The organism is Eikenella sp. (assembly GCF_057315495.1).
Map to the genome: position 1 here is coordinate 1 of NZ_DBHKXY010000025.1, position 19,720 is coordinate 19,720.

23 protein-coding genes are annotated in these 19,720 nt (G+C 55.5%); 11 read left to right on the forward strand and 12 right to left on the reverse strand.

Annotation, left to right across the window (positions count from 1 at the left end; translation table 11 throughout):
• Positions 1-45: 45 nt before the first annotated feature.
• From ACO6EE_RS03980 to ribH, 4 genes are all read right to left on the reverse strand, one after another.
• Positions 46-222 (reverse strand): SMI1/KNR4 family protein, encoded by a 177-nt coding sequence (locus ACO6EE_RS03980; protein ID WP_485959394.1) that lies wholly within the window; start codon positions 220-222, stop codon positions 46-48.
• Positions 223-430: 208 nt separating this feature from the next.
• Entirely contained in the window at positions 431-1,891 is a 1,461-nt protein-coding gene (locus ACO6EE_RS03985; RefSeq protein WP_485959396.1) for a TrkH family potassium uptake protein, read from the reverse strand.
• 216 nt (positions 1,892-2,107) lie between these two features.
• Positions 2,108-2,545, reverse strand: coding sequence for a transcription antitermination factor NusB (gene nusB / locus ACO6EE_RS03990; protein ID WP_485959398.1), 438 nt, complete (start codon positions 2,543-2,545; stop codon positions 2,108-2,110).
• 24 nt (positions 2,546-2,569) lie between these two features.
• Positions 2,570-3,055, reverse strand: coding sequence for a 6,7-dimethyl-8-ribityllumazine synthase (gene ribH, locus ACO6EE_RS03995; protein ID WP_485959400.1), 486 nt, complete (start codon positions 3,053-3,055; stop codon positions 2,570-2,572).
• A 153-nt stretch (positions 3,056-3,208) separates the two neighbouring features.
• Between ribH and ACO6EE_RS04000 the strand changes: the two genes are divergently transcribed.
• From ACO6EE_RS04000 to ACO6EE_RS04020, 5 genes are all read left to right on the forward strand, one after another.
• The gene (locus tag ACO6EE_RS04000) at positions 3,209-3,709 is read left to right on the forward strand and encodes a dihydrofolate reductase (protein ID WP_485959401.1); all 501 of its coding nucleotides are present in this window, start codon (positions 3,209-3,211) and stop codon (positions 3,707-3,709) included.
• A gap of 20 nt (positions 3,710-3,729) precedes the next feature.
• Positions 3,730-4,749 carry a tetraacyldisaccharide 4'-kinase gene (gene lpxK / locus ACO6EE_RS04005; protein WP_485959403.1) on the forward strand — a complete coding sequence of 340 codons (1,020 nt, stop codon included), beginning with the start codon at positions 3,730-3,732 and terminating at the stop codon, positions 4,747-4,749.
• Positions 4,750-4,803: 54 nt separating this feature from the next.
• On the forward strand, positions 4,804-4,986 hold the full coding sequence (locus ACO6EE_RS04010; RefSeq protein WP_049258544.1) for a Trm112 family protein: 183 nt from the start codon (positions 4,804-4,806) through the stop codon (positions 4,984-4,986).
• Positions 4,983-5,762 carry a 3-deoxy-manno-octulosonate cytidylyltransferase gene (gene kdsB / locus ACO6EE_RS04015; protein ID WP_485959406.1) on the forward strand — a complete coding sequence of 260 codons (780 nt, stop codon included), beginning with the start codon at positions 4,983-4,985 and terminating at the stop codon, positions 5,760-5,762. Before ACO6EE_RS04010 ends, kdsB begins: the two co-directional genes overlap by 4 nt.
• 127 nt (positions 5,763-5,889) lie before the next feature.
• Positions 5,890-6,630 carry a pseudouridine synthase gene (locus ACO6EE_RS04020; RefSeq protein ID WP_485959408.1) on the forward strand — a complete coding sequence of 247 codons (741 nt, stop codon included), beginning with the start codon at positions 5,890-5,892 and terminating at the stop codon, positions 6,628-6,630.
• A gap of 88 nt (positions 6,631-6,718) precedes the next feature.
• Here the strand turns inward: ACO6EE_RS04020 and ACO6EE_RS04025 are convergent, their stop codons facing one another.
• From ACO6EE_RS04025 to ACO6EE_RS04045, 5 genes are all read right to left on the reverse strand, one after another.
• A complete protein-coding gene (locus ACO6EE_RS04025) occupies positions 6,719-7,693 on the reverse strand; it encodes a glycosyl transferase family 90 (RefSeq protein ID WP_485959409.1) in 975 nt (324 codons plus the stop codon).
• A gap of 6 nt (positions 7,694-7,699) precedes the next feature.
• Positions 7,700-7,942 (reverse strand): zinc-ribbon domain-containing protein, encoded by a 243-nt coding sequence (locus ACO6EE_RS04030; protein ID WP_485959410.1) that lies wholly within the window; start codon positions 7,940-7,942, stop codon positions 7,700-7,702.
• Between the two features lie 71 nt (positions 7,943-8,013).
• Positions 8,014-8,505: a peptidylprolyl isomerase gene (locus tag ACO6EE_RS04035; RefSeq protein WP_485959411.1), complete on the reverse strand. Its 492-nt coding sequence runs from the start codon at positions 8,503-8,505 to the stop codon at positions 8,014-8,016.
• 86 nt (positions 8,506-8,591) lie between these two features.
• Complete coding sequence (locus tag ACO6EE_RS04040; protein ID WP_485959412.1) at positions 8,592-9,152, reverse strand: YceI family protein; 561 nt, start codon at positions 9,150-9,152, stop codon at positions 8,592-8,594.
• Positions 9,153-9,178: 26 nt separating this feature from the next.
• Positions 9,179-9,754 (reverse strand): peptidylprolyl isomerase, encoded by a 576-nt coding sequence (locus ACO6EE_RS04045; RefSeq protein ID WP_485959414.1) that lies wholly within the window; start codon positions 9,752-9,754, stop codon positions 9,179-9,181.
• Positions 9,755-10,028: 274 nt separating this feature from the next.
• Here ACO6EE_RS04045 and ACO6EE_RS04050 point away from each other — a divergent pair, with 274 nt between their 5' ends.
• From ACO6EE_RS04050 to ACO6EE_RS04060, 3 genes are all read left to right on the forward strand, one after another.
• A complete protein-coding gene (locus tag ACO6EE_RS04050) occupies positions 10,029-11,654 on the forward strand; it encodes an ABC-F family ATPase (RefSeq protein WP_485959415.1) in 1,626 nt (541 codons plus the stop codon).
• A gap of 64 nt (positions 11,655-11,718) precedes the next feature.
• Positions 11,719-12,501, forward strand: a complete 783-nt coding sequence (locus ACO6EE_RS04055; RefSeq protein ID WP_485959416.1) for a WGR domain-containing protein — start codon at positions 11,719-11,721, stop codon at positions 12,499-12,501.
• Between the two features lie 92 nt (positions 12,502-12,593).
• On the forward strand, positions 12,594-13,088 hold the full coding sequence (locus ACO6EE_RS04060) for a hypothetical protein (protein WP_485959418.1): 495 nt from the start codon (positions 12,594-12,596) through the stop codon (positions 13,086-13,088).
• A gap of 288 nt (positions 13,089-13,376) precedes the next feature.
• Here the strand turns inward: ACO6EE_RS04060 and ACO6EE_RS04065 are convergent, their stop codons facing one another.
• Both ACO6EE_RS04065 and ACO6EE_RS04070 read right to left on the reverse strand, forming a co-directional pair.
• Positions 13,377-14,642 carry a Glu/Leu/Phe/Val family dehydrogenase gene (locus tag ACO6EE_RS04065; protein ID WP_485959419.1) on the reverse strand — a complete coding sequence of 422 codons (1,266 nt, stop codon included), beginning with the start codon at positions 14,640-14,642 and terminating at the stop codon, positions 13,377-13,379.
• 336 nt (positions 14,643-14,978) lie between these two features.
• Positions 14,979-15,239, reverse strand: a complete 261-nt coding sequence (locus ACO6EE_RS04070; RefSeq protein ID WP_485959453.1) for an alternative ribosome-rescue factor A — start codon at positions 15,237-15,239, stop codon at positions 14,979-14,981.
• Positions 15,240-15,420: 181 nt separating this feature from the next.
• Here ACO6EE_RS04070 and ACO6EE_RS04075 point away from each other — a divergent pair, with 181 nt between their 5' ends.
• Positions 15,421-15,981, forward strand: coding sequence for a hypothetical protein (locus ACO6EE_RS04075; RefSeq protein WP_485959421.1), 561 nt, complete (start codon positions 15,421-15,423; stop codon positions 15,979-15,981).
• A 72-nt stretch (positions 15,982-16,053) separates the two neighbouring features.
• Here the strand turns inward: ACO6EE_RS04075 and ACO6EE_RS04080 are convergent, their stop codons facing one another.
• Positions 16,054-16,890: a 23S rRNA (adenine(2030)-N(6))-methyltransferase RlmJ gene (locus ACO6EE_RS04080; protein ID WP_485959422.1), complete on the reverse strand. Its 837-nt coding sequence runs from the start codon at positions 16,888-16,890 to the stop codon at positions 16,054-16,056.
• A 554-nt stretch (positions 16,891-17,444) separates the two neighbouring features.
• Between ACO6EE_RS04080 and ACO6EE_RS04085 the strand changes: the two genes are divergently transcribed.
• Both ACO6EE_RS04085 and erpA read left to right on the forward strand, forming a co-directional pair.
• The gene (locus ACO6EE_RS04085) at positions 17,445-18,950 is read left to right on the forward strand and encodes an SEL1-like repeat protein (protein WP_485959424.1); all 1,506 of its coding nucleotides are present in this window, start codon (positions 17,445-17,447) and stop codon (positions 18,948-18,950) included.
• 413 nt (positions 18,951-19,363) lie between these two features.
• Positions 19,364-19,714, forward strand: a complete 351-nt coding sequence (erpA, locus tag ACO6EE_RS04090) for an iron-sulfur cluster insertion protein ErpA (protein ID WP_003821808.1) — start codon at positions 19,364-19,366, stop codon at positions 19,712-19,714.
• The last annotated feature ends 6 nt before the right edge of the window (positions 19,715-19,720 follow it).

Consider the following 19,720-nt stretch of genomic DNA (forward strand, 5'->3'; position numbering starts at 1 on the left):
GTTACTTACTGGCAAGGTTCTCTGAAATAGCACCTTTTTTGTTACTTATGCCGAGGTGTCGAATACGGGAAGGAGGGTGAAGCTGCTGTCTTCGTTGTCGGGTTCGAGCAGGATTTCGCCGCCATTTTCGGCTTGCAGCCTGGCTTTGAAGCGGGATGGGAACTGGATGCCGAGGGCTTGTTCGGCGGCTTGGATATATTGGGGCTCTACGGGGAAGGGCATGGATTTGCTCCAATGTGGTGACTGGAATATTGAGGTAGGTCGGACATAGATGCCACGTTGTTTTTCAGGTAGCCATTATCTACACTGGGGCTACCTGCAAATCCAGCGGGCTGTCGGATTTGGTAGCCTGAATTATCCTGTATTTCGGCAGGCTTGATGTTTCAGGTAGCCTCAAGCGGGATATAAGGCTACCTGAAACCGCTCAACGCTATTTGCGCCAATAGGCGGGAGTGAAGAGCATGAACACGGTAAAGATTTCCAGGCGGCCGAGCAGCATAACGGCGGCGCACAGCCATTTTTGCACAGCGGCTAGTTCGGCGTAGCTGCCGGCGGGACCGACGCTGCCGAGGCCGGGGCCGGCGTTGGTGATGCAGGCGGTGGCGGCGGTGAGGGCGGTAACGAAGTCGAGGCCGGTGGCCATGAGGGCGAAGGTGGCGAAGATGATGGTGAGGAAATAAACGGCGGTGAACACGAGCACGGTCATGGCGGTGCGCTCGGCGATGTGCATGCCGTTGATTTTTACGGTGTGCACGGCGTTGGGGTGCAGGAGCAGCATCATTTCGCGCAGGCTGAATTTAAACAATACGATGGCACGGATGGTTTTGAGTCCGCCGCCAGCACTGCCGGCGTTGGAGAGGATGTTGGCGAGGAAAAACATCCACAGGGACACGGGCAGCGGCCAGGCGGCGAAGTCGGTGTTGGCGTAGCCGTTGGCCAGGCCGATGGAGATGAAGTTGAAGCCGACAAAGCGCAGGGATTGCGACCAATCAGGGTAGAAATCTTTGTGCCACAAATAGAGGGCGCTCACGATGATGCTGACAATCAGGGCGGTAATCATCACGCGCACTTCGCTGTCGCGGCGGTAGACGTTGAGGCTGCGTTGGCGGAAGGCGTAGTAGTGGTTGGTGAAGCTGATGGCGGCGATGATGCTGCCGACGGACAAAATCATTTCGATGGGCACGGAATCGAAATAGGCGATGTTTTGATCGTGGGTGGAGAAACCGCCCAGGCCGAGGCAGGACATGGCGTGGCACACGGCATCAAGCCAGCTCATGCCGGCCAGGCGCAGGGCGAGGCAGACGGCGAGGGTGAAGAAAACGTAGATCAGCCAAAGGTTTTTGGCGGTTTGGGAAATGCGGGGGGCAAGTTTGCTGTCTTTGTGGATGCCGGGAATTTCGGCTTTGAACAGCTGGGTGCCGCCCACGCCGATCATGGGCAGGATGGCCACAGCTAAAACGATGATGCCCATGCCGCCCACCCAGTTGAGCAGGTGGCGCCAGAAGTTGAGCGAGGGAGGGAAGCTGTCGAGGTTGGTGAAAACGGTGGCGCCGGTGGTGGTGAGGCCGGAGATGGCTTCGAAGAAGGCGTCGGTGTAGCTGATGCCGGGCAGATACCAATAAAACGGCATGGAAGCAACCACGGCAAACCCCACCCACAGCAGGAAGACGAGAGTGAAGCCGTCACGGGTGCGCAGCTCGCGCTGGTGGCGTCGGGTGATGAGCCAGATGATGCCAGACACGCAAATGGTGGCAGCGGCGGTATCGGCAAACACCCAAAAGGCGGCATCTTGGTAGAGATACGACACGAGCGTGGGCGCCAAGAGCAGCAGCGAAAACACGAAGCCGAGGCGGGAGAGGACGTGGATGATGGGGGCGAGTTTGTAATACATGGCGTGTCGGTTTCAGGTAGCCTGTGCGGCGGGTATTTTACCTGTTTTAACGGGATGACGTAGCGGCGGCTGAGGCTACCTGAAAAATAGTGGTTGGGGTATTTCAGCTTATCCTAGGATTTGTTTTTATTCATATTCACGATAAAACGCCAAAGGCTACCTGAAAGCGGATACGGCGGTTTCAGGTAGCCTGCGGCATGGGCAAACGGGCGCGGCTTAAGCGCGTTTCGGATCGTTGGGGCGCAGTTCGGCCGCCAATTTATCCAAAATGCCGTTGACGAATTTGTGGCCGTCGATGCCGCCGAAGGTTTTGGTGACTTCAATCGCTTCGTTGATGATCACGGGGTAGGGCGTTTCCGGCATATCGCGCAGCTCAAAGGCGGCGGCCAGGAGCACGGCGCATTCGATGGGGCTGAGGTCTTTTTCGTCGCGGTCGAGCAGCGGGCGGATAATCTGCATCAGCTCGCGGCGTTTGGCCTGCACGCCGAAGAAAATGGTGGTGAAGAGTTCGTTGTCGGCCTTGGCGAAATGTTCGTTTTCACGGATATTTTTGGCCACTTCGGCATCGGGCAGCCGGTTGAGCGCGGCCTGATACAGTGCCTGCACGGCAAATTCGCGCGCGCGGCGGCGCGGGGTGCGGTTTTTCGGTTTCATTACTTGGCTTTCTGAAATCAAGGGCTACACGATGGCATCGGGCAGGCTGTTGCCGGCCGGATTGAGGCGGCGCAGCAGGTTGGCGCATTCCACCGCCACCACCGCGGCTTCGGCGGCTTTGTTTTGGATGCGCGCGTGGGCTTGTTCGTCGTTTTCGGTGGTGAGGATGGCGTTGGCAATAGGGATGTTGAAATCCAGCCCCACGCGGCTGATGCCGGCAGCGGACTCGTTCGACACCAATTCGAAATGATAAGTTTCGCCGCGAATTACCGCGCCCAAGGCCACCAGCGCATCAAAACTGTGCGACTGCGCCATATTTTGCAGCGCCAGCGGCACTTCCAGCGCGCCGGGCACGGTGGCCACGGTGATGTTGCCGTCGGGCACGCCCATTTCCACCAGTTTTTCGGCGCACACTTCAAGCATGGCGCTGCCGATTTCGTTGGAAAAACGGGCTTGTACAATGCCGATATTCAGGCCTGCGCCTTCGTGGTTGGGGGGGATGATGGTCATGTCCGCTGCTCCGTTGTAGGGAAATAAGCAAAAGCGGCATGCGCCGCAAAGAAAGCGGATTTTACACCAAAGCGCACGTTTTGGGGCTGTGAAGGAAGAAGGCTTGCGTTACAATGGCGGCGTTTTGCCTCTTCCGTTTTCAGGTAGCCTCCCATGCAAACCATCACCCTTATCGCCGCCGTGGCGGATAACCGCTGCATCGGCAGTGGTAACGCCATGCCCTGGCATATTGCCGAAGATTTCGCCTTTTTCAAACGCTACACCTTGGGCAAACCTGTGGTGATGGGGCGCAAAACCTGGGATTCGCTGCCCAAGAAACCCTTGCCCGGCCGCCGCAATATCGTGATTACCCGCCAGCCGCTCTGGCAGGCCGAGGGTGCAGAACGTGCCGATAGCTTAGATGACGCGCTGTCCGTGCTGGCCGACGTGTCCGAAATCATCATCATGGGCGGCGCGCAGATTTACGCCCAAGCCCTGCCGCTGGCTACCGATTTGCGCCTCACCGAAGTGCGTTTGGATATCGACGGCGACGCCTTTTTCCCCGCCTTTGCCCCCGCCGAATGGCAGGAGGTTGAACGCAGCAGCCACACCGCTGCCGCCAACGGCATCCGCTTCGATTTCGTGCACTACCGCCGCACCCGGCAGGCTAGCTGAAAGATGAGGCTACCTGAAAAATGCTGCACCGCCTGATCGAGCGCCATTGGCAAACGCCCAACCCGCTGCTTACGCCGATTTTATGGCCGCTGGCACGGCTGTTCGGCCTATTGGCGGCGCGGCGGCGCGAAGGCTACCTGAAAGGCCGGCGGCATAGTGAAAAACTGCCTGTGCCGGTGGTGGTGGTGGGCAATGTGCAGGCAGGCGGCAGCGGTAAAACCCCCGTGGTGCAGGCCTTGGTGCGCGCCTTGCAGGAGCGCGGCATCCGCCCTGGCATCATTAGCCGGGGCTATGGCCGCAGCGGGCAGGGCGTGCATGTGTTAAACAACCAAAGCACTGTCGCGCAGGCCGGTGATGAACCGCTGCTGTTGCATCGCAGCACCGGCGCTCCTGCCGCCGTGGGCAACTGCCGTGCCGAAGTGGGCAGGGCGCTTTTGGCCGCGCATCCCGAAGTACAAATCATCATTGCCGACGACGGCTTGCAACACTACGCCCTGCAACGCGATTTCGAGCTGGCAGTATTCCCCGCCGCCGATGTAGGGCGGCCGCTGGATTTGCTGCCCAATGGCAATTTGCGCGAGCCTTTGGCGCGCTTGGAAAGCGTAAACGCCGTGCTGCTGGCCAATAGCATGCCCGATAGCCGCGAGCCGGATTGGGCTTTGCCGGATCAGGTTTTGCTCTGCCGCAGCCGCCTGCAATGCGGGCAGATCTACCGCCTGCACCGTCCGCACGAACGCTTGCCGGAAGGCTACCTGAAACAGCGCCGCGTTATCGCCGCCGCCGCCATCGCCAAGCCCGAGCGTTTCTTTGCCGAACTGGCGCGGCTAGGTATCGATACCGAACGGCAAATTGCCTTGCACGACCACGCCGCCTGGCAGATTGCCGATTTGCCCGCCGCCGACAGCTACATCGTCACCGAAAAAGACGCGGTGAAGCTCGCCGCCGACACCGCGCAGGAAGTATGGGTGTTGCCTGTGCGCGCCGAATTGCCGGAAGCTTTAGTGCAGGCCGTGATCCGCCGCTGCCTGCCGGATAAGTAACAGGCTACCTGAAAGCCTAAGCTTCAACCAAACCAACACCGGAGACCCCAAACCATGGATAAAAAATACCTCGACCTCCTCGTTTGCCCGCTCACCAAAGGCGCGCTCGAATACCATGCCGGCCGCCAAGAATTGTGGAGCCGCCAAGCCAAGCTGGCCTTCCCGATCCGCGACGGCATTCCCATCATGCTGGAAAACGAAGCCCGCCCCCTCACCGAAGAAGAGCTGCACGCATGAGCACCCCGTTTACCGTTATCATCCCCGCCCGCCTGGCTTCCAGCAGGCTACCTGAAAAAGCCTTGGCCGATATTGCCGGCAAACCCATGGTGGTGCGCGTGGCCGAGCGCGCCAAGTTGAGCGAAGCGCAGCGCATCGTCGTGGCCACCGACCACACCGCCATTGCCGCTGCCTGCTCCGAATACGGCATCGAAGCCGTGCTCACCGGCAAACAGCACACCAGCGGCACCGCCCGCCTGGCCGAAGCTGCGCTGCTGCTGGGCATGGCCGATAGCGATATTGCCGTGAACGTGCAGGGCGACGAGCCGCTGATTGATCCCGCCCTCATCAACCGTACTGCCGAATTGCTCGGCAGCAGCAGCGCCCAAATGGCCACCGCCGCCCACCCGATTGCCGACGTGGCCGAATTTCTCAATCCCAACTGCGTGAAAGTGGTGCTCGACCAACGGCGCAACGCCCTCTATTTCAGCCGCGCCCCCATCGCCTGGCCGCGCGATGCCTTCGCCGAAACGCAAGCCGTGCTGCCTGAAGGCTTTGCCCCGCTGCGCCACATCGGCCTATATGCCTACCGAGTGGGTTTCCTGCACCAATACGTCGGCCTGCCGCCCTCGCCGCTGGAGAGCATCGAATCGCTCGAGCAGCTGCGCGTGTTGTGGCACGGTGGCAAAATCGCCGTTACCGTGTGCGACAACGCCCCCGCCGCCGGGGTGGACACCGCGGAAGATTTGCAGCGCGTGCGCGATTGGTTTGACCAGCATCCAGAAGAGGCTAGCTGAAACACCATTTTCCAGTGTTGCTACAGTATTGCATTTCCTAATGCATTGCTTTGCCAATAATTTCAGGTAGCCTCCTCGCGCCAAGCAGGCTACCTGAAATCAAAATCTGCCTAACAAAGAAACGAATATGACCACACCCGACAACACTGTCCGCCTTTCCAAACGTATGGCCGAACTCGGTCTCTGTTCGCGCCGCGAAGCCGATGCCTATATTGAGCGCGGCTGGGTGAGAGTGAACGGCGAGAAAGCCGTGCTCGGCCAAAAGGTGGGCACGGGCGACCGCATCGAGCTGCACCGCGCCGCACATGAAGAGCAGGCCGGGCGGGTGACCATCCTGCTGCACAAGCCGGTGGGCTTCGTGAGCGGGCAGGCCGAAAAAGGCTATCGCAGCGTTGCCGAGTTGATTACCGAAACTAACCATTGGCCGGAAGACCGCAGCCCGCAAAAATTTAAAGCGGCACACCGCAACGGCCTCGCTCCTGCGGGCCGGCTGGATATCGATTCGGTCGGGCTGCTCGTGCTCACGCAAGACGGACGCGTGGCCAAAAGCCTGATCGGCGAAAACAGCGGTGTGGAAAAAGAATATCTGGTGCGCGTGAAGGGTAAACTTTCCGAAGAAGGCCTGCGCCTGCTGAACCACGGCCTAAAACTGGACGGCGAGGCGCTGCGGCCGGCCAAGGTATCGTGGCAAAACCAAGATCAGTTGCGCTTTGTGCTGAAACAGGGCAAAAAACGCCAAATCCGCCGCATGTGCGAGCTGGTGGGGCTGCGCGTGGTGGGGCTCAAGCGCATCCGCATCGGCAAGGTGAAACTCGGCGCGCTGCCGCCGGGGCAGTGGCGCTATCTGGCGCCGCACGAGCGGTTTTGATTGAAGATGATTGAATAAGGCTACCTGAAAAGCGTGTGTGGTTTGCGCTGTGTTTCAGGTAGCCTTTTGTTGTAGCCGGGCTGATTCATCAGCTTTTGGCTAATTCAAAATATTTCTGCATCACCAGCAGGCTGGTGATCAACTCTTGCCTGCTGTTGAAGAAGGGCTGCATATAGGCGTTGGCGTTACGGATGATGCGTTCGGCGGCATCGGGGTGTTGTTGATAGAAGGCGAGTTTTTCGTCGAAATCGCTGTAGTCGGGTTGGAGGTGGACGTAGTGGATTTCAGGCTGCAGCCGGCCTTCCAGCAGCCAGGTTTCGTAGACGGGGGTGGTCATGAAACAGAGGGAGCGGGAGGCGAGTATCCATTTGAGGTTGGTGGCGACGTCGTTGCCTTCGATGCTGAGGATGTATTTGTATTGCAGCTGTTGGCCTACACTCATGAAGCTGCGATGGTAGGGCTGGCCGATGGATTGTTTGTGTACGCAGCCGACGTCGCACTGGGGATGGTCGTGGTATTGGCGCAAGAAGCGCAGGCGTTGTTTTTGGAAGGCGGCGCCGCGCCAGACGAGTTGGTTGCGTTTGGTGGCAAAGGGGGTGCGGTCGGGGTAGATATAGAAATGGCGCACGCTGTCGAGCTTGAGCAGAACGGAGTGTTGGTTGTCACTCCGGATGGGGCGGCTTTTCACAAAGGCGGGTTGGGCGGGAATGTGGGTGACGTCGCCGAATTCGTAGGCGAAGCGGGCTTCTGCCGGGAAGTAGCGCAGGAGGGCAGCGAGGTCGTAGTAGTAGGCGGAGGTGTGGCTGCCGCGTTTGAAATTACCGACTTGGTCTACCGGGGTGAGGCTACCTGAAAGGGCAAATGGCTGATTTTGCCGGTTGCAGTAGTCCACTCGCTGCCGGATTTGCTGCTGAGTTTCGCTCGGTAGGCGGGCAAACTCGGCCAATACGGGCTCGATGGATTTGGCGAGCAGGCGGTGTGGCAACAGGCCGAATGGGCTGTGGCGGGCGTAGTAGGCGAGTTTGTGTAGGCGGCGGTGGTAAATGCCGAAGTCGATGGGCATAGCGGTTTAGCGGGGTTGCATCAGTTGTTTGGCTTCCTGGCGTTTGAGCTTCCAGCCGTGGGAGCAAATGGGGCAGGTGAGGTAGTATTTTGATTCCATGCGGAATAGGGGGATGAAGAAGAAGGTGAATTTGGTGTAGGCGTTGGTGATGTGCAAATTAACGCGGTTGTTGCAGTTGCTGCAGATGCAGCTCTCGCCGCTTTCGCCGAGGTCATCGAAATAGCCTTTGCTGCCCCAGATGAAGATCATGGTGTTTCCCCTTTGAGATGGTCAGATGTGAAAGCCGATCCGGCATGCTGCAGCCGGCCCGGCTGGTTTGTTTATACGATTTCGGCTTTGGTGATGACTACGGGCTCAACCGGCACGTCGTCGTGGTAGCCGTGGCGTTTGGTGGCCACGCCTTCGATGGCATCAACAACATCTTGGCCTTCCACCACTTTGCCGAATACGGCGTAGCCCCAGCCGTGCAGGCTTGGGGAGGTGTGGTTGAGGAAGTCGTTGTCTTTGGTGTTGATGAAGAATTGGGAAGAGGCACTGTGCGGAGCTTGGGTGCGCGCCATGGCGAGGGTGTATTTGTTGTTTTTCAGGCCGTTTTGCGCTTCGTTTTTAATCGGGGCGCGGGAGGGCTTTTCCTGCATGTTTTCGTCCATGCCGCCGCCTTGAATCATGAAGCCTTTAATCACACGGTGGAAAATAAGGCCGTCGTAGAAACCGTCTTTCACGTATTGTTCGAAGTTGGCGGTGGTTTCGGGGGCTTTTTCGTGGTCGAGCTCGATGCCGATGGTGCCGAAGTTGGTGTGGAGTTTAATCATGTTTACTGTCCTGTAATTGGGTTGGAGGAAAGGGAAGAGGCTACCTGAAAAACGGTTTGGGGTTTCAGGTAGCCTTTGATACGGGATTATTGTTTAACGGCTTCGATTTGGATGTTCAGCTTCACTTGATTGCTGATCACGCCCTGCAGGAAGTTCATGCCCCACTTGCTGCGGTCGATGGTGGTGCTGAAATCGCCGCCACACACTTGGGCGTTGACGCGCTGGCTGTGGTAGCAGTTGAAGCGGTCGGCGTTGAGGCGCACGGGATGGGTTTGGCCGAGCAGGGTAAGACGACCGTCCACGCTGGCGAGTTTGCCGTTGCGGAAGTTGAAGCGGGTGGATTCAAAGCGCATGCTGGGATATTGGGCGGCGTTGAATAGATCGGCGGAGGCGAGGTGGTGGTCGAACTGTTCGTTGCCGCTGCGCAAGTTGGCCACAGGGATGTCGATTTTCACACTGCCCGTTTTAGCCTGCGGGTTGTATTCCACCGTGCCGCTGAGGTTGTAGAAGCCGCCGGTGTTGGTACTGGTGTTGAAGTGGTCGATAGCAAAGCGGGCGTTAGCGTGGTGGCTGTCGATTTTATAGGTGTCGGCCTGAGCGCTGCCGAAGGCGGCGGCAAGAATAGCAAGGGTAAGGGCTTTTTTCATACGATCACACTCCTAATACGTTGGGATTATTGCGAAAGAATGCGCACTTGGCGGATAACAACGGGCGTGCGCGGCACGTCTTGATACATATCCACCGTGCCGGTGGGCACGCCGGCGATTTTGTCCACCACTTCCTGCCCGGCGGTTACTTTGCCGAACACAGCATAGCCGTAGCCGCGTGCGGTGGGGGCGGTGTGGTTGAGGAATTCGTTGTCTTTCAGGTTGATGAAGAACTGGCTGGTGGCGGAGTGCGGCTGGGCCGTGCGCGCCATGGCGACGGTGTAGCGGTTGTTTTTCAGGCCGTTGGCGGCTTCGTTGTCGAGGGCGCGGCGAATCGGGGCTTTTTCGGCCATTTGGGCGGTGAGGCCGCCGCCTTGGATCATGAAGCCAGGAATCACACGGTGGAAAATAGTGCCGTTATAAAAGCCGCTACGGGCGTAGGCGAGGAAGTTTTCCACGGTTTTCGGCGCACGGGTTTCATCCAAGGAAAGCTCAATATTGCCTTGGCTGGTTTCGAGCATCACGCGGGTTTCGGCGTGGGCGGCGAGGGCGGAGCAGCCGAGTGCGGCGGCCAGGATGAGTGTGCGGAATGGTTTGTTCATGATATTGGTTAAGATATGGAAATGAATAAGGGCGTTAGGGTAAAGGCTACCTGAAAATTTTGCAAGCACGGCTAAAGCACTTCTGCCTGCTGCGTCAGCTGGCGTTGCGGTATTACTCATGTTGTATGCAGCTCCTCGCCTGGCAAGAAGAAAGAACGGCTTCTGCTGCCATAGATGCCGGCTATGGTGAGAAGGGTTGTTTTCAATACAGAAAGCATTGATTGTGTTAAAATCGTCCGCTTTTTATATTCTAATTTTCCGCAAAGGCACACCCATGATTTCCACTTCCGGCATCACCATGCAGTTCGGCGCGAAGCCGCTGTTTGAAAACGTATCCGTCAAATTCGGCGAAGGCAACCGCTACGGCTTGATCGGCGCGAACGGTTCGGGCAAATCCACCTTCATGAAAATCCTCGGCGGCGATTTGGAACAGACTGCGGGCGAAGTCGCGATTGAAAACGGCGTACGCTTGGGTAAATTGCGTCAAGACCAATTTGCCTACGAAGACATGCGCGTGCTGGACGTGGTGATGATGGGGCACACCGAAATGTGGGCGGCGATGACCGAACGCGACGCGATTTACGCCAACCCTGAAGCCACCGAAGAAGACTATATGCACGCCGCCGAACTGGAAGCCAAGTTCGCCGAATACGACGGCTACACCGCCGAAGCGCGCGCTGCCGAATTATTGAGCGGCGTGGGCATTGCCGAAGAACTGCACAACGCCACCATGGCGGAAGTTGCCCCCGGCTTCAAACTGCGCGTGCTGCTGGCGCAAGCCCTGTTTTCCAAACCCGACGTGCTGCTCTTGGATGAGCCGACCAACAACTTGGACATCAACACCATCCGCTGGCTGGAAGGCGTGCTGAACCAATACGACAGCACCATGATTATCATCTCGCACGACCGCCACTTCCTGAACGAAGTCTGCACCCACATGGCCGATTTGGACTACAACACCATCACGGTTTACCCCGGCAATTACGACGGCTACATGCTCGCCTCCGCCCAATCCCGCGAACGCGCGCTGAAAGACAACGCCAAAGCCAAAGAAAAATTGCAGGAACTGCAAGAGTTTGTCGCCCGCTTCTCTGCCAACAAATCCAAAGCCCGCCAAGCCACCAGCCGCTTGAAACAGGCCGACAAAATCAAAGCCGAAATGGTGGAAGTGAAACCGTCCACCCGCCAAAACCCGTATATCCGCTTTGAAACCGACGAGAAAAACAAGCTGCACCGCCAAGCCGTGGAAGTGGAAAACCTGGCCAAATCATTTGATAAAACCCTGTTTGAAAAACTGTCTTACATTCTGGAAGCCGGACAACGCCTCGCCATCATCGGCCCAAACGGCGCAGGCAAATCCACCCTGCTGAAACTTCTGGCCGGCGCGTTTGACGAAAAACTTTCCGACATCAAACCCGATGCAGGCTGCATTAAATGGGCGGAAAAAGCCACCATCGGCTACTACCCGCAAGACCACGAAAACGATTTCGACGTGGATATGGACCTGACCGAATGGATGCGCCAATGGGGGCAGGAAGGCGACGACGAACAAGTGATCCGCGGCACGCTCGGCCGCCTGCTGTTCGGTAGCAACGACGTGGTGAAAAAAGTGAAAGTGCTCTCCGGCGGTGAAAAAGGCCGTATGCTCTACGGCAAACTGCTGCTGCTGAAACCCAACGTGTTGATTATGGACGAACCGACCAACCACATGGACATGGAAAGCATCGAATCGCTGAACATGGCGCTGGAAAAATACAAAGGCACGCTGATTTTCGTGTCGCACGACCGCCAGTTTGTGTCTTCACTTGCCACGCAGATTATCGAGCTGGATGGCAAAGGCGGATATGAATATTATCTGGGCGATTACGAGAGCTATTTGGCGAAAAAAGGGATTGAGTAAGACAAGTGCAGGCTGCCTGAAAAAAGCAGCCTGCACTTTTTCAAAACACATGGAGACCGATTGGATGGCATATTTGGAATACCGCGATGAACAATCCGAAAAATTCTGGCAAATCAACATAGAAGGATGCAGCCACACGGTTACCTTCGGACGCATAGGCACGAGAGGGCAAAGCAAAACCAAAACCTTTGCCAGCACGGAAGAATGCGAAAAAGATGCCGCCAAGCTCATCCAATCCAAAAAAGCCAAAGGCTATGCCGCGCCGGGTGAAACGCCGCAGCCCAAAGCCCCTGCGGAAAGCCTGCTGCAACAACGCTTTGCCTTGTCAGACGGATATGACGGTCTGGTTGCCGAGGCAACACTCTGGGGCAACGCCGTCCCTGTCGTGCTGGATGCCGATGAATTGTTAGACGAATACGACGGCGACGAAGACGCGCTTTACGAGCCCACCGCCGTGGAAAAGCTGTTCAAAAACAAAATTCCGTATAAAAAGATTGAAGCGGTACTGAAATGGATTGAAAAGAAACGCAAAAAGATTATCGATTTTGCACTGGATTACGAAAATTTTGTTGATGCATTCAACGATTGGGTCGCACAAGAAATCGCACAGAAAGGCAAAGCCGTCCTATATGACGGCACGGTTTTGACTGTCGAAACGGACAGGCAGGCCGTCATCGACAGCATCTGCCTATCTGGCATATCCCTATGGGTGGATTTTGACGACAAAACCGTCAGTGATTTCAGCATCGATTTATCCACCAAACAGCCCGATTATTTCGGTGGCCACACACTCACCATCGAAGTGGACGAAGACAAAGAAATGTCCTTCGGCGGCATGAACGGATGAGGCGGTAACGATATTTGAGGCTACCTGAAAATTGGCAAAGCGGTTTTCAGGTAGCCCATGGGTTAATCATTTAAACGCAAGAAAGAGAAAGTATGTTCACACTCAATGGGTTTGGCACCACGTTTGTCGGCGAATTCGATTACGAACCAGACGGCACGTACGTCACCACGGCGTGGATTGTGGCTTTATGGATACCGCTGATTCCGCTGTATAGCGCACGGGTTTTGTCGGTGGAGCCGACCATGCTCTCCGGCACGAATTATCAAATCATCAAGCAGCCGGCGCATTGGGGTCAGGCTCGGCGGATATGGGCATACACACTCGGCATACCCGCTCTGCTTGCCTTGTTTGTTTGGATGGTGGGCGTGTTAGATTCATTGTCACCGCTGGCAGGGCAAATCCTATCTTGGCTGGCGGTAGGCGCGATGTTTGCCTACGCCTTTTTGCCATTTTTCCTGCGTTACCGAGCCTGCAAGGCAATCGGTTTGCACTACAAAGAGCTGAAAATCTCGCCGATTACTTGGCTGGCAATCGTGTTGCTGTTGCTTGCCATCGGTTATGTGGCGTTTTTTGGAAACCAACTATAGCGCAGGCCTGGAATCGGCTCAAGCTTGAGGCTACCTGAAAATCGGTAAGGCGGTTTTCAGGTAGCCTTTAGCATTTGTCGTAGACAGCTTAAACCAAGTAAAAACGGTTTAATTTGAGTTAAACCATCTTTCTTATTTCGGCAGTAATTCTGGTGTCATTCGGCATCTCTGATCTGCTACTTCCTGATTACACTGTCAATACCTGGCTAAAGGACAAATATCCATAAACGAAAGGGTTGCCCGAACATTTTCAGGCAACCCTTTATCAAACCGTTTTTCAAAACGCCATCAATACCAACCGCGCAGCTTCATTGCTTTTTCAACACGGCGGATACTCATCATGTAAGACGCGGTACGCAGGTCCACATCATACTCTTGCGCCAAATTCCAAATATCGCGGAACGCACGGCGCAGGACAACGGTTTCTTTTTCCTGAACTTCGTCAAATTCCCAATAATAGCCTTGCAGGTTTTGCACCCATTCGAAATAGGAAACGACCACGCCGCCGCAGTTCGCCAGAATATCGGGCACGACCAATACGCCGTTTTGTCGCAGGATGGCATCGGCTTCGGGCGTAGTCGGGCCGTTTGCGCCTTCGACCACGATTTTGGCGCGGACTTTGCCGGCGTTTTCGGAAGTTAGTTGGTTTTCCAAAGCACATGGGGCAAGTACGTCCACATCCAGCGCCAAGAGTTCGGCATTGCTAATTTCCTTGCCGTAACCCGCTTGGTTGGTAATAAAGCCGTTGGCCTGATATTCTTTGAACAGGGCTTCCATATCCAAGCCGTTTTCATTGTAGATGGCGACATCGACAGTGGAAACGGCAACGACTTTCGCACCGGCTTTGTGCGCATAATAGCCCGTATGATAGCCCACATTGCCGAAACCTTGAATGGCGTAGGTCGCGCCTTTCACATCTTTGCCAAGCTTTTCCAAAGCTTGGACGGCGGCGAAATTCACGCCGTAACCCGTTGCTTCGGTGCGCGCCAAAGAGCCGCCGAATTCGACCGGTTTGCCGGTGAACACGCCCGGCGCGGATTTTTTAACGATATTTTCGTAAGCATCGACCATCCACGACATGATTTTGCCATTGGTGTTCACATCGGGGGCGGGAATATCGATTTTTTCGCCGATGAGCGGGGAAATGGCTTCGGCGTAAGCGCGGGAAATGCGTTCCAACTCTGCTTCTGAATAATCGCGCGGATCTAAAGTAATGCCGCCTTTGCCGCCGCCGTAAGGAATGCCTGCGACACAGCATTTGATGGTCATCCAAATCGACAGAGCTTTGACTTCGTCAAAATTTACATTGGGATGGAAACGCACGCCGCCTTTGTAGGGGCCGACGGCGTTGTTGTGTTGCGAACGGTAGCCGGTGAAGGTTTTGACGGTGCCGTTGTCGAGTTTGACGGGGAAGCTGACTTCCAAGGCGCGTTGCGGATTTTTCAGGATTTCATACACCGTAGGGTCGGCATTGAGCCGGTCGCAGGCGGTTTTTACCTGTTTGCGGGCGATTTCGAACGGATTCAGGGTTTCTTTTGCAGAAGATTGGGACATTTTTCCTCCTTCTCATGTTTGGTTGAGGTAAAAGGGCTTGCAGTTGTAACTATAACCAATTTCCAAACAAAATATAATAGAGTGTGGCCAATAATTGAAAAATATATTCATTTGTATAGGGTTTTATTTTCCCCAGTTTTTCAATATTTGTTTTCGGCGTCCAATGGGTATGTCGGAATGAGCGGATTTAATAGGGATGTTGATGGTACGAATCAGCGAAAATTTCAAACAAGCTATTTTTCAATGGCTGTATATGAAATGATAAATAGATAGTTGATAATGCTTAAAAATGGATGGTTCGCGGCGGTGGTAAGGCGGTGTGGCGATGTCGGCACATTACAAAACATGGAGCGTTGAAGAAAACTGCCCGTACGGAATGGGAGGTGGGTAGGGAGGGCTGAGGCGGTTATCAGGGTAGCGATACAAATCAAAACGGGACGGTTGTTCAAAACCGTCCTGCCATTTTTTGGCTGCCTGCCTGTTGTAGCTGCCTTTGCCTTTCTTTTTGCGTTCCGTTTTGTGCCGGAACAGATTGGAATGCACCAGCGCTTTGAGTGCGTTATCGCGGATTTTGCCTTTATTGAGTTGGTGTGTCATAGGGCTTTCCTTTTGTTTTGTATTAAAACGGGCGCGGATTGTAGCCTGCCGGTTAGGATGGGGCAAGAGGGGGCAGGCTACCTGAAAATTGATGTTGTTAAGCAGAGGGGATATGATGCTGCAAGGTTTTGCATTATTGCTTTACGGTACTTTCAGATAGCTTTATTGAGGAAATAACACAATGGAAAATCATGATTATCTTTCCTGTCGTAAAGAGATACGGGAGTGGGAGTTTGGCAGAGGCTTGTTGAACGGGTGGGCTACTGTGTTTGGTGCCGCGGCGTTGCTCACTATTCTTGGACGGATAGTTTTGCTATCTGGGCAATATCGAATAACGGTATTGCACTTGGGTATCTTGCTGCTTGCCTTAGCGGTATGCAGGCTGGTGTGGTGGCGGTGGCATGGCAAACGTACCGGACCACGCGAGTTTGTGCGTTTGGAGGAAGAGGGTATCCGTTATTGTTTATCGGGTGCGGGCGAAGGTTTTGTGGCTTATGAATGGTTGCAATTTGTGAATTTGCGGGGCGGAAACTTTCCCAGCAAATTGTTATTGCAATACCGTATGCCGGAACAGGCCGGCGTAGTGCCGCAAACGCTCAGTTTGAATTTGAATCGGATTAAGCCGTCGTCTGCAGCCGGAAACCAGGTGTGGCTTAACAGCGCGGGGAATGCTTTGGAATTGGCGGAGGAAATCAGAAATCGCTGCCGGCCGGGGCAGCTGTATGGCAAATTAGTGTATTGATTGCCGGTTTGGCGTGGTGCTGTGTTTTTCAGGTAGCCTTTACATGGAACAGGCTACCTGAAACTTAAATGCTTAAGCGCTTTCTTGCTCCAGCACAAATCTTGCACCTCCGTCTTGCGCCAAGAGTTCGGCGAGGGCAGGCAGGTTGGCGGCGAGCTGTTCGGCCAGTAGATAGGGCGGATTGATAACGAACATGCCGCTGCCGTGCATGCCGAAGCCGTCGCTGCGCGGGGCATGGGCATGCAGTTCGGTTTGCAGCCAATGGGTAACGGGCAGTTTGCACAGTTCGGCAGGCAGTTGGCGGCTTTCTTCGCGTGAAAGGCAGGGATACCACAGCAAATAGCAGCCGGTGGCGAAGCGGCGCAGGGCGGCCTGCAGGGTTTTGACTACTTGGCGGTAGTCTTGTTTTTGTTCGTAGGGTGGGTCGATGAGGATTAGGGCGCGGCGCGTCGGGGGCGGCAGGAGGGAAATCAGGCCTTGATAGCCGTCGCTTTGTTTGGCGATGATGCGGCGGTCGGCGCGGGTGTTTTCCTGCAGCAGGGCGAAGTCGGCGGAGTGCAGCTCAAACAGGCGAATTTTGTCGCTGTCGCGCAGCAGGCTTTGGGCGAGGCGGGGCGAGCCGCAATAGAAATCGGGCGCGGGCAGGATGTGGCGCAGGTGTTGGCGGAATTGTTCCAACTCGGCAGGCAGGGCGGGCGCGGCGAGCAGGCGGCCGATGCCTTGTTGGTGTTCGCCGGTTTTTTGCGCGGTATCGTCTGTCAGACGATATAAGCCGGCACCGCTATGGGTGTCGATATACCAATAGGGCTTGTCTTTACGGTTGAAGTAGCTGAGGGTGAGAAACAGGATAAAATGTTTGAGCATGTCGGCATGGTTACCGGCATGGAAGGCGTGGCGGTAGCTGAGCATAGGCGGCGGAGTGTGGGGAAAGGCGGCATTTTATAGCGGGTTGGGCGGCTTCCGCTACTTTGGCTGAATATTGCAGATAAAAAAAGGTGTGGCAGTCGGCCACACCTAAACACACACACATCAAGAGGAAAATGAATCCAATGTTGCAAGAAACAGGAGCATCTCTATTTCAACCAACCGGCTTTGCTTGCCAGCCGGGCACTAAGTCCTTTCAACTTGGAGGGAATTATAAAGATAATAGTTGGGAGAAATATTGACCAAAATCAAATGAACGACAATTCATAGCCCGAAAGTTTGGCAATTTATGCGTAAAAGAGGCTCTGTTAGCAAATTATCGGTGTGTTCCGGCTTTTCAGGTAGCCTCAAATAGCTTAAACGGGCTGCCACAGGGTATGCCGGCATGCTAAAATGTCTGTATATTAACAAGATGCCGTGCAACAGAACAGTTAGCGGGCAAGGGAAAACCCTTGCCAACCGGCCTGAACTAGGGAGGGGTGGCATGCAGCCTAGCCGCAATAGCCGCCGAAAGAAAGATTTAAATACGGTTGGAACGAATGATTAAATTTGCACTCGGGCGCAAAGCCGTTAAGCTGGTGAAAACAAATCGGATGGAGCAGGATAATCTGCCCGATGCCGAAGCCTACTACCGCCGCGCCCAACAGCTGCTGGAAGCAGAAGACACCCGCGAAAAAGCCGCGGCCGATATGCTCCAAGCCGCCGAAATGGGGCATCAGCAGGCACAATACGAGCTGGGCGAATGGAACCGCCAAGGCCAAAATGTGCCGCAAAACTATGCCACCGCACTATATTGGCTGGAGCGTGCCGCTGCTTCAGGCTACCTGAAAGCCGCCTACAGCCTGGCTTTGATGCAGGCCAACGGCGAAGGCATGCAGCAAGACGTATTGGCCGCCAGCCAGGTGATGCAACATCTGGCCGCGCAAAAATTCCCGCCGGCCATCGTGTGGCTGATGGAAAACGCGGCCGCCCACGGCCAGCACCAAAAAGCCTTCGCCTGGGCCTCCCATGCTGCCGCGTTGGGCGAGCCGCAGGCGCAATACCATATGGCCTATGCCCTCCTGCACGGTTTGGGCACCAAAACCGACGTGCGCCAAGGCATCAGCTGGCTCAAACGCGCCGCCGAACACGACTATGGCGATGCGCAATGGCAGCTCGCCCGTCTGTATGAAACCGGCCGCTTCGGCGGCATGGACAAAGCCAAAGCCCTGCATTGGTATGAGCGCGTGGCCGCCAAAGGCGTGGTGGCTGCCCAAAGCAAGGCCGGCCATATGCGGCTCAACGGCATCGGCTGCGCGGCCGACCCCAAGGCCGCCGTGCAATGGATTATCCAGGCGGCCAATGCCAACGATTCCGAAGCGCTGAACCTGCTGGCCAAACAACTGCTCACCGGGCAGGGTATCCAGCAAAACTTCGATGCCGCCGTGCGCTGCTTGGAGCAGGCCGTACGCTTGGGTAATGCCGATGCCATGTATCAAATGGGCGATGTGTACCGCTACGGCTTGGGTGTATCCAAAGACGACAAACTGGCGCGGCAATGGTATGAACAAGCCGTGCTCAACGGGCACGAAGAAGCCAAAGAAAAGCTGGCCGAGCCGGTGAAACCCCAGCGCCGTGAGTCCGACCCGGTGTGCCACCTGCCCGACCCAGAAGAGCAACTGGCTGAAGAACACTACCGCCAAGCCTTCGTTTGTCATTTCGGCCTCAACGGCGCCACCCAAGACATCGGCCAAGCCTTCGCGCTCTATAAAGCCGCCGCCGAATACGGCCTGCCTCGTGCGCAAACCAACCTCGGCATGATGTTTTTCCTTGGCGAATTTGTGGGCAAAGACTACGAAAAAGCCGCCGCTTGGTTTAAAAAAGCCGCCCTCCGGCACGACCCCGTGGCGCATTACAACCTCGCCTGCCTCTACTACCACGGCTGGGGCGTACGTGCCAACGCCGGCGAAGCGATTTCCCACCTCAAAGCCGCGATCGCGCAAGGTCATAAAAACGAAGGCGAGTGGCAGAAGCTCTTGGAGCAATGGCAGGAAGAATTGGCTTAGGGACTGTCGACATTCAATAGTTTCCGTGTCTTTTTATCCCCAAAGCGGCATCTTCTGCGTTGGAAATCCTCACAAGGTGTCCAACCTTGTTGCGGTTTCCGCTTTGAATCTTCCGCTTTGTGAACAAAAATCCACTTGGAAAATTAAATGTCGACAGCCCCTAGGGCTGCCTGAAATCAAAAGGCTACCTGAAAAATAGCAAACGGTTTTTCAGGTAGCCCTTATATGCAGTGATGGCGAAACGCAATGCCTGCCTTAAAATATTTCGCCGCAGGCACCGCCTGCCTGCACTTTAAACCCGACGCTTCCGCCCTTATTTGCCGCTTAGAATTTACTCAAGGCCGACTTGCCCGCAAACCCCGCTTTGCGCCACAATAAGCCCATCCCGCATAACACAGAAAAAGGAATAAATCATGTCTGACATTGATCACAGCGATCCCATTATCTTCACCGAAAGCTGCTGCAATAAGGTAGCCGAGCTGATTGCCGAAGAAAACAACCCCGATTTGAAACTGCGCGTGTTCGTGAACGGCGGCGGCTGTTCCGGCTTCCAATACGGCTTCACTTTCGACGAAATCGTGAACGACGACGACTTCCAAATCGAAAAAAGCGGCCTCGTTTTCCTAATCGACCCGATGAGCTACCAATACCTGCTCGGTGCGGAAATCGACTACACCGAAGGCCTGCAAGGCTCGCAATTTGTTATCCGCAGCAACCCGAATGCCGTAACTACTTGCGGCTGCGGTTCTTCGTTCTCGGTTTGATTGCTT

Bases quoted from the DNA above. Each gene is read 5' to 3' on its own strand.
- lpxK (WP_485959403.1), top strand. From the start codon at position 3,730: ATGCTGCACCGCCTGATCGAGCGCCATTGGCAAACGCCCAACCCGCTG.
- nusB (WP_485959398.1), bottom strand. From the start codon at position 2,545: ATGAAACCGAAAAACCGCACCCCGCGCCGCCGCGCGCGCGAATTTGCC.
- ACO6EE_RS04025 (WP_485959409.1), bottom strand. From the start codon at position 7,693: ATGCCCATCGACTTCGGCATTTACCACCGCCGCCTACACAAACTCGCC.
- ribH (WP_485959400.1), bottom strand. From the start codon at position 3,055: ATGACCATCATCCCCCCCAACCACGAAGGCGCAGGCCTGAATATCGGC.
- ACO6EE_RS04010 (WP_049258544.1), top strand. From the start codon at position 4,804: ATGGATAAAAAATACCTCGACCTCCTCGTTTGCCCGCTCACCAAAGGC.
- ACO6EE_RS03985 (WP_485959396.1), bottom strand. From the start codon at position 1,891: ATGTATTACAAACTCGCCCCCATCATCCACGTCCTCTCCCGCCTCGGC.
- ACO6EE_RS04000 (WP_485959401.1), top strand. From the start codon at position 3,209: ATGCAAACCATCACCCTTATCGCCGCCGTGGCGGATAACCGCTGCATC.
- ACO6EE_RS04040 (WP_485959412.1), bottom strand. From the start codon at position 9,152: ATGAAAAAAGCCCTTACCCTTGCTATTCTTGCCGCCGCCTTCGGCAGC.
- erpA (WP_003821808.1), top strand. From the start codon at position 19,364: ATGTCTGACATTGATCACAGCGATCCCATTATCTTCACCGAAAGCTGC.
- kdsB (WP_485959406.1), top strand. From the start codon at position 4,983: ATGAGCACCCCGTTTACCGTTATCATCCCCGCCCGCCTGGCTTCCAGC.
- ACO6EE_RS04020 (WP_485959408.1), top strand. From the start codon at position 5,890: ATGACCACACCCGACAACACTGTCCGCCTTTCCAAACGTATGGCCGAA.
- ACO6EE_RS03980 (WP_485959394.1), bottom strand. From the start codon at position 222: ATGCCCTTCCCCGTAGAGCCCCAATATATCCAAGCCGCCGAACAAGCC.
- ACO6EE_RS04030 (WP_485959410.1), bottom strand. From the start codon at position 7,942: ATGATCTTCATCTGGGGCAGCAAAGGCTATTTCGATGACCTCGGCGAA.
- ACO6EE_RS04075 (WP_485959421.1), top strand. From the start codon at position 15,421: ATGGAAAATCATGATTATCTTTCCTGTCGTAAAGAGATACGGGAGTGG.
- ACO6EE_RS04065 (WP_485959419.1), bottom strand. From the start codon at position 14,642: ATGTCCCAATCTTCTGCAAAAGAAACCCTGAATCCGTTCGAAATCGCC.
- ACO6EE_RS04045 (WP_485959414.1), bottom strand. From the start codon at position 9,754: ATGAACAAACCATTCCGCACACTCATCCTGGCCGCCGCACTCGGCTGC.
- ACO6EE_RS04070 (WP_485959453.1), bottom strand. From the start codon at position 15,239: ATGACACACCAACTCAATAAAGGCAAAATCCGCGATAACGCACTCAAA.
- ACO6EE_RS04050 (WP_485959415.1), top strand. From the start codon at position 10,029: ATGATTTCCACTTCCGGCATCACCATGCAGTTCGGCGCGAAGCCGCTG.
- ACO6EE_RS04055 (WP_485959416.1), top strand. From the start codon at position 11,719: ATGGCATATTTGGAATACCGCGATGAACAATCCGAAAAATTCTGGCAA.
- ACO6EE_RS04060 (WP_485959418.1), top strand. From the start codon at position 12,594: ATGTTCACACTCAATGGGTTTGGCACCACGTTTGTCGGCGAATTCGAT.
- ACO6EE_RS04035 (WP_485959411.1), bottom strand. From the start codon at position 8,505: ATGATTAAACTCCACACCAACTTCGGCACCATCGGCATCGAGCTCGAC.
- ACO6EE_RS04080 (WP_485959422.1), bottom strand. From the start codon at position 16,890: ATGCTCAGCTACCGCCACGCCTTCCATGCCGGTAACCATGCCGACATG.
- ACO6EE_RS04085 (WP_485959424.1), top strand. From the start codon at position 17,445: ATGATTAAATTTGCACTCGGGCGCAAAGCCGTTAAGCTGGTGAAAACA.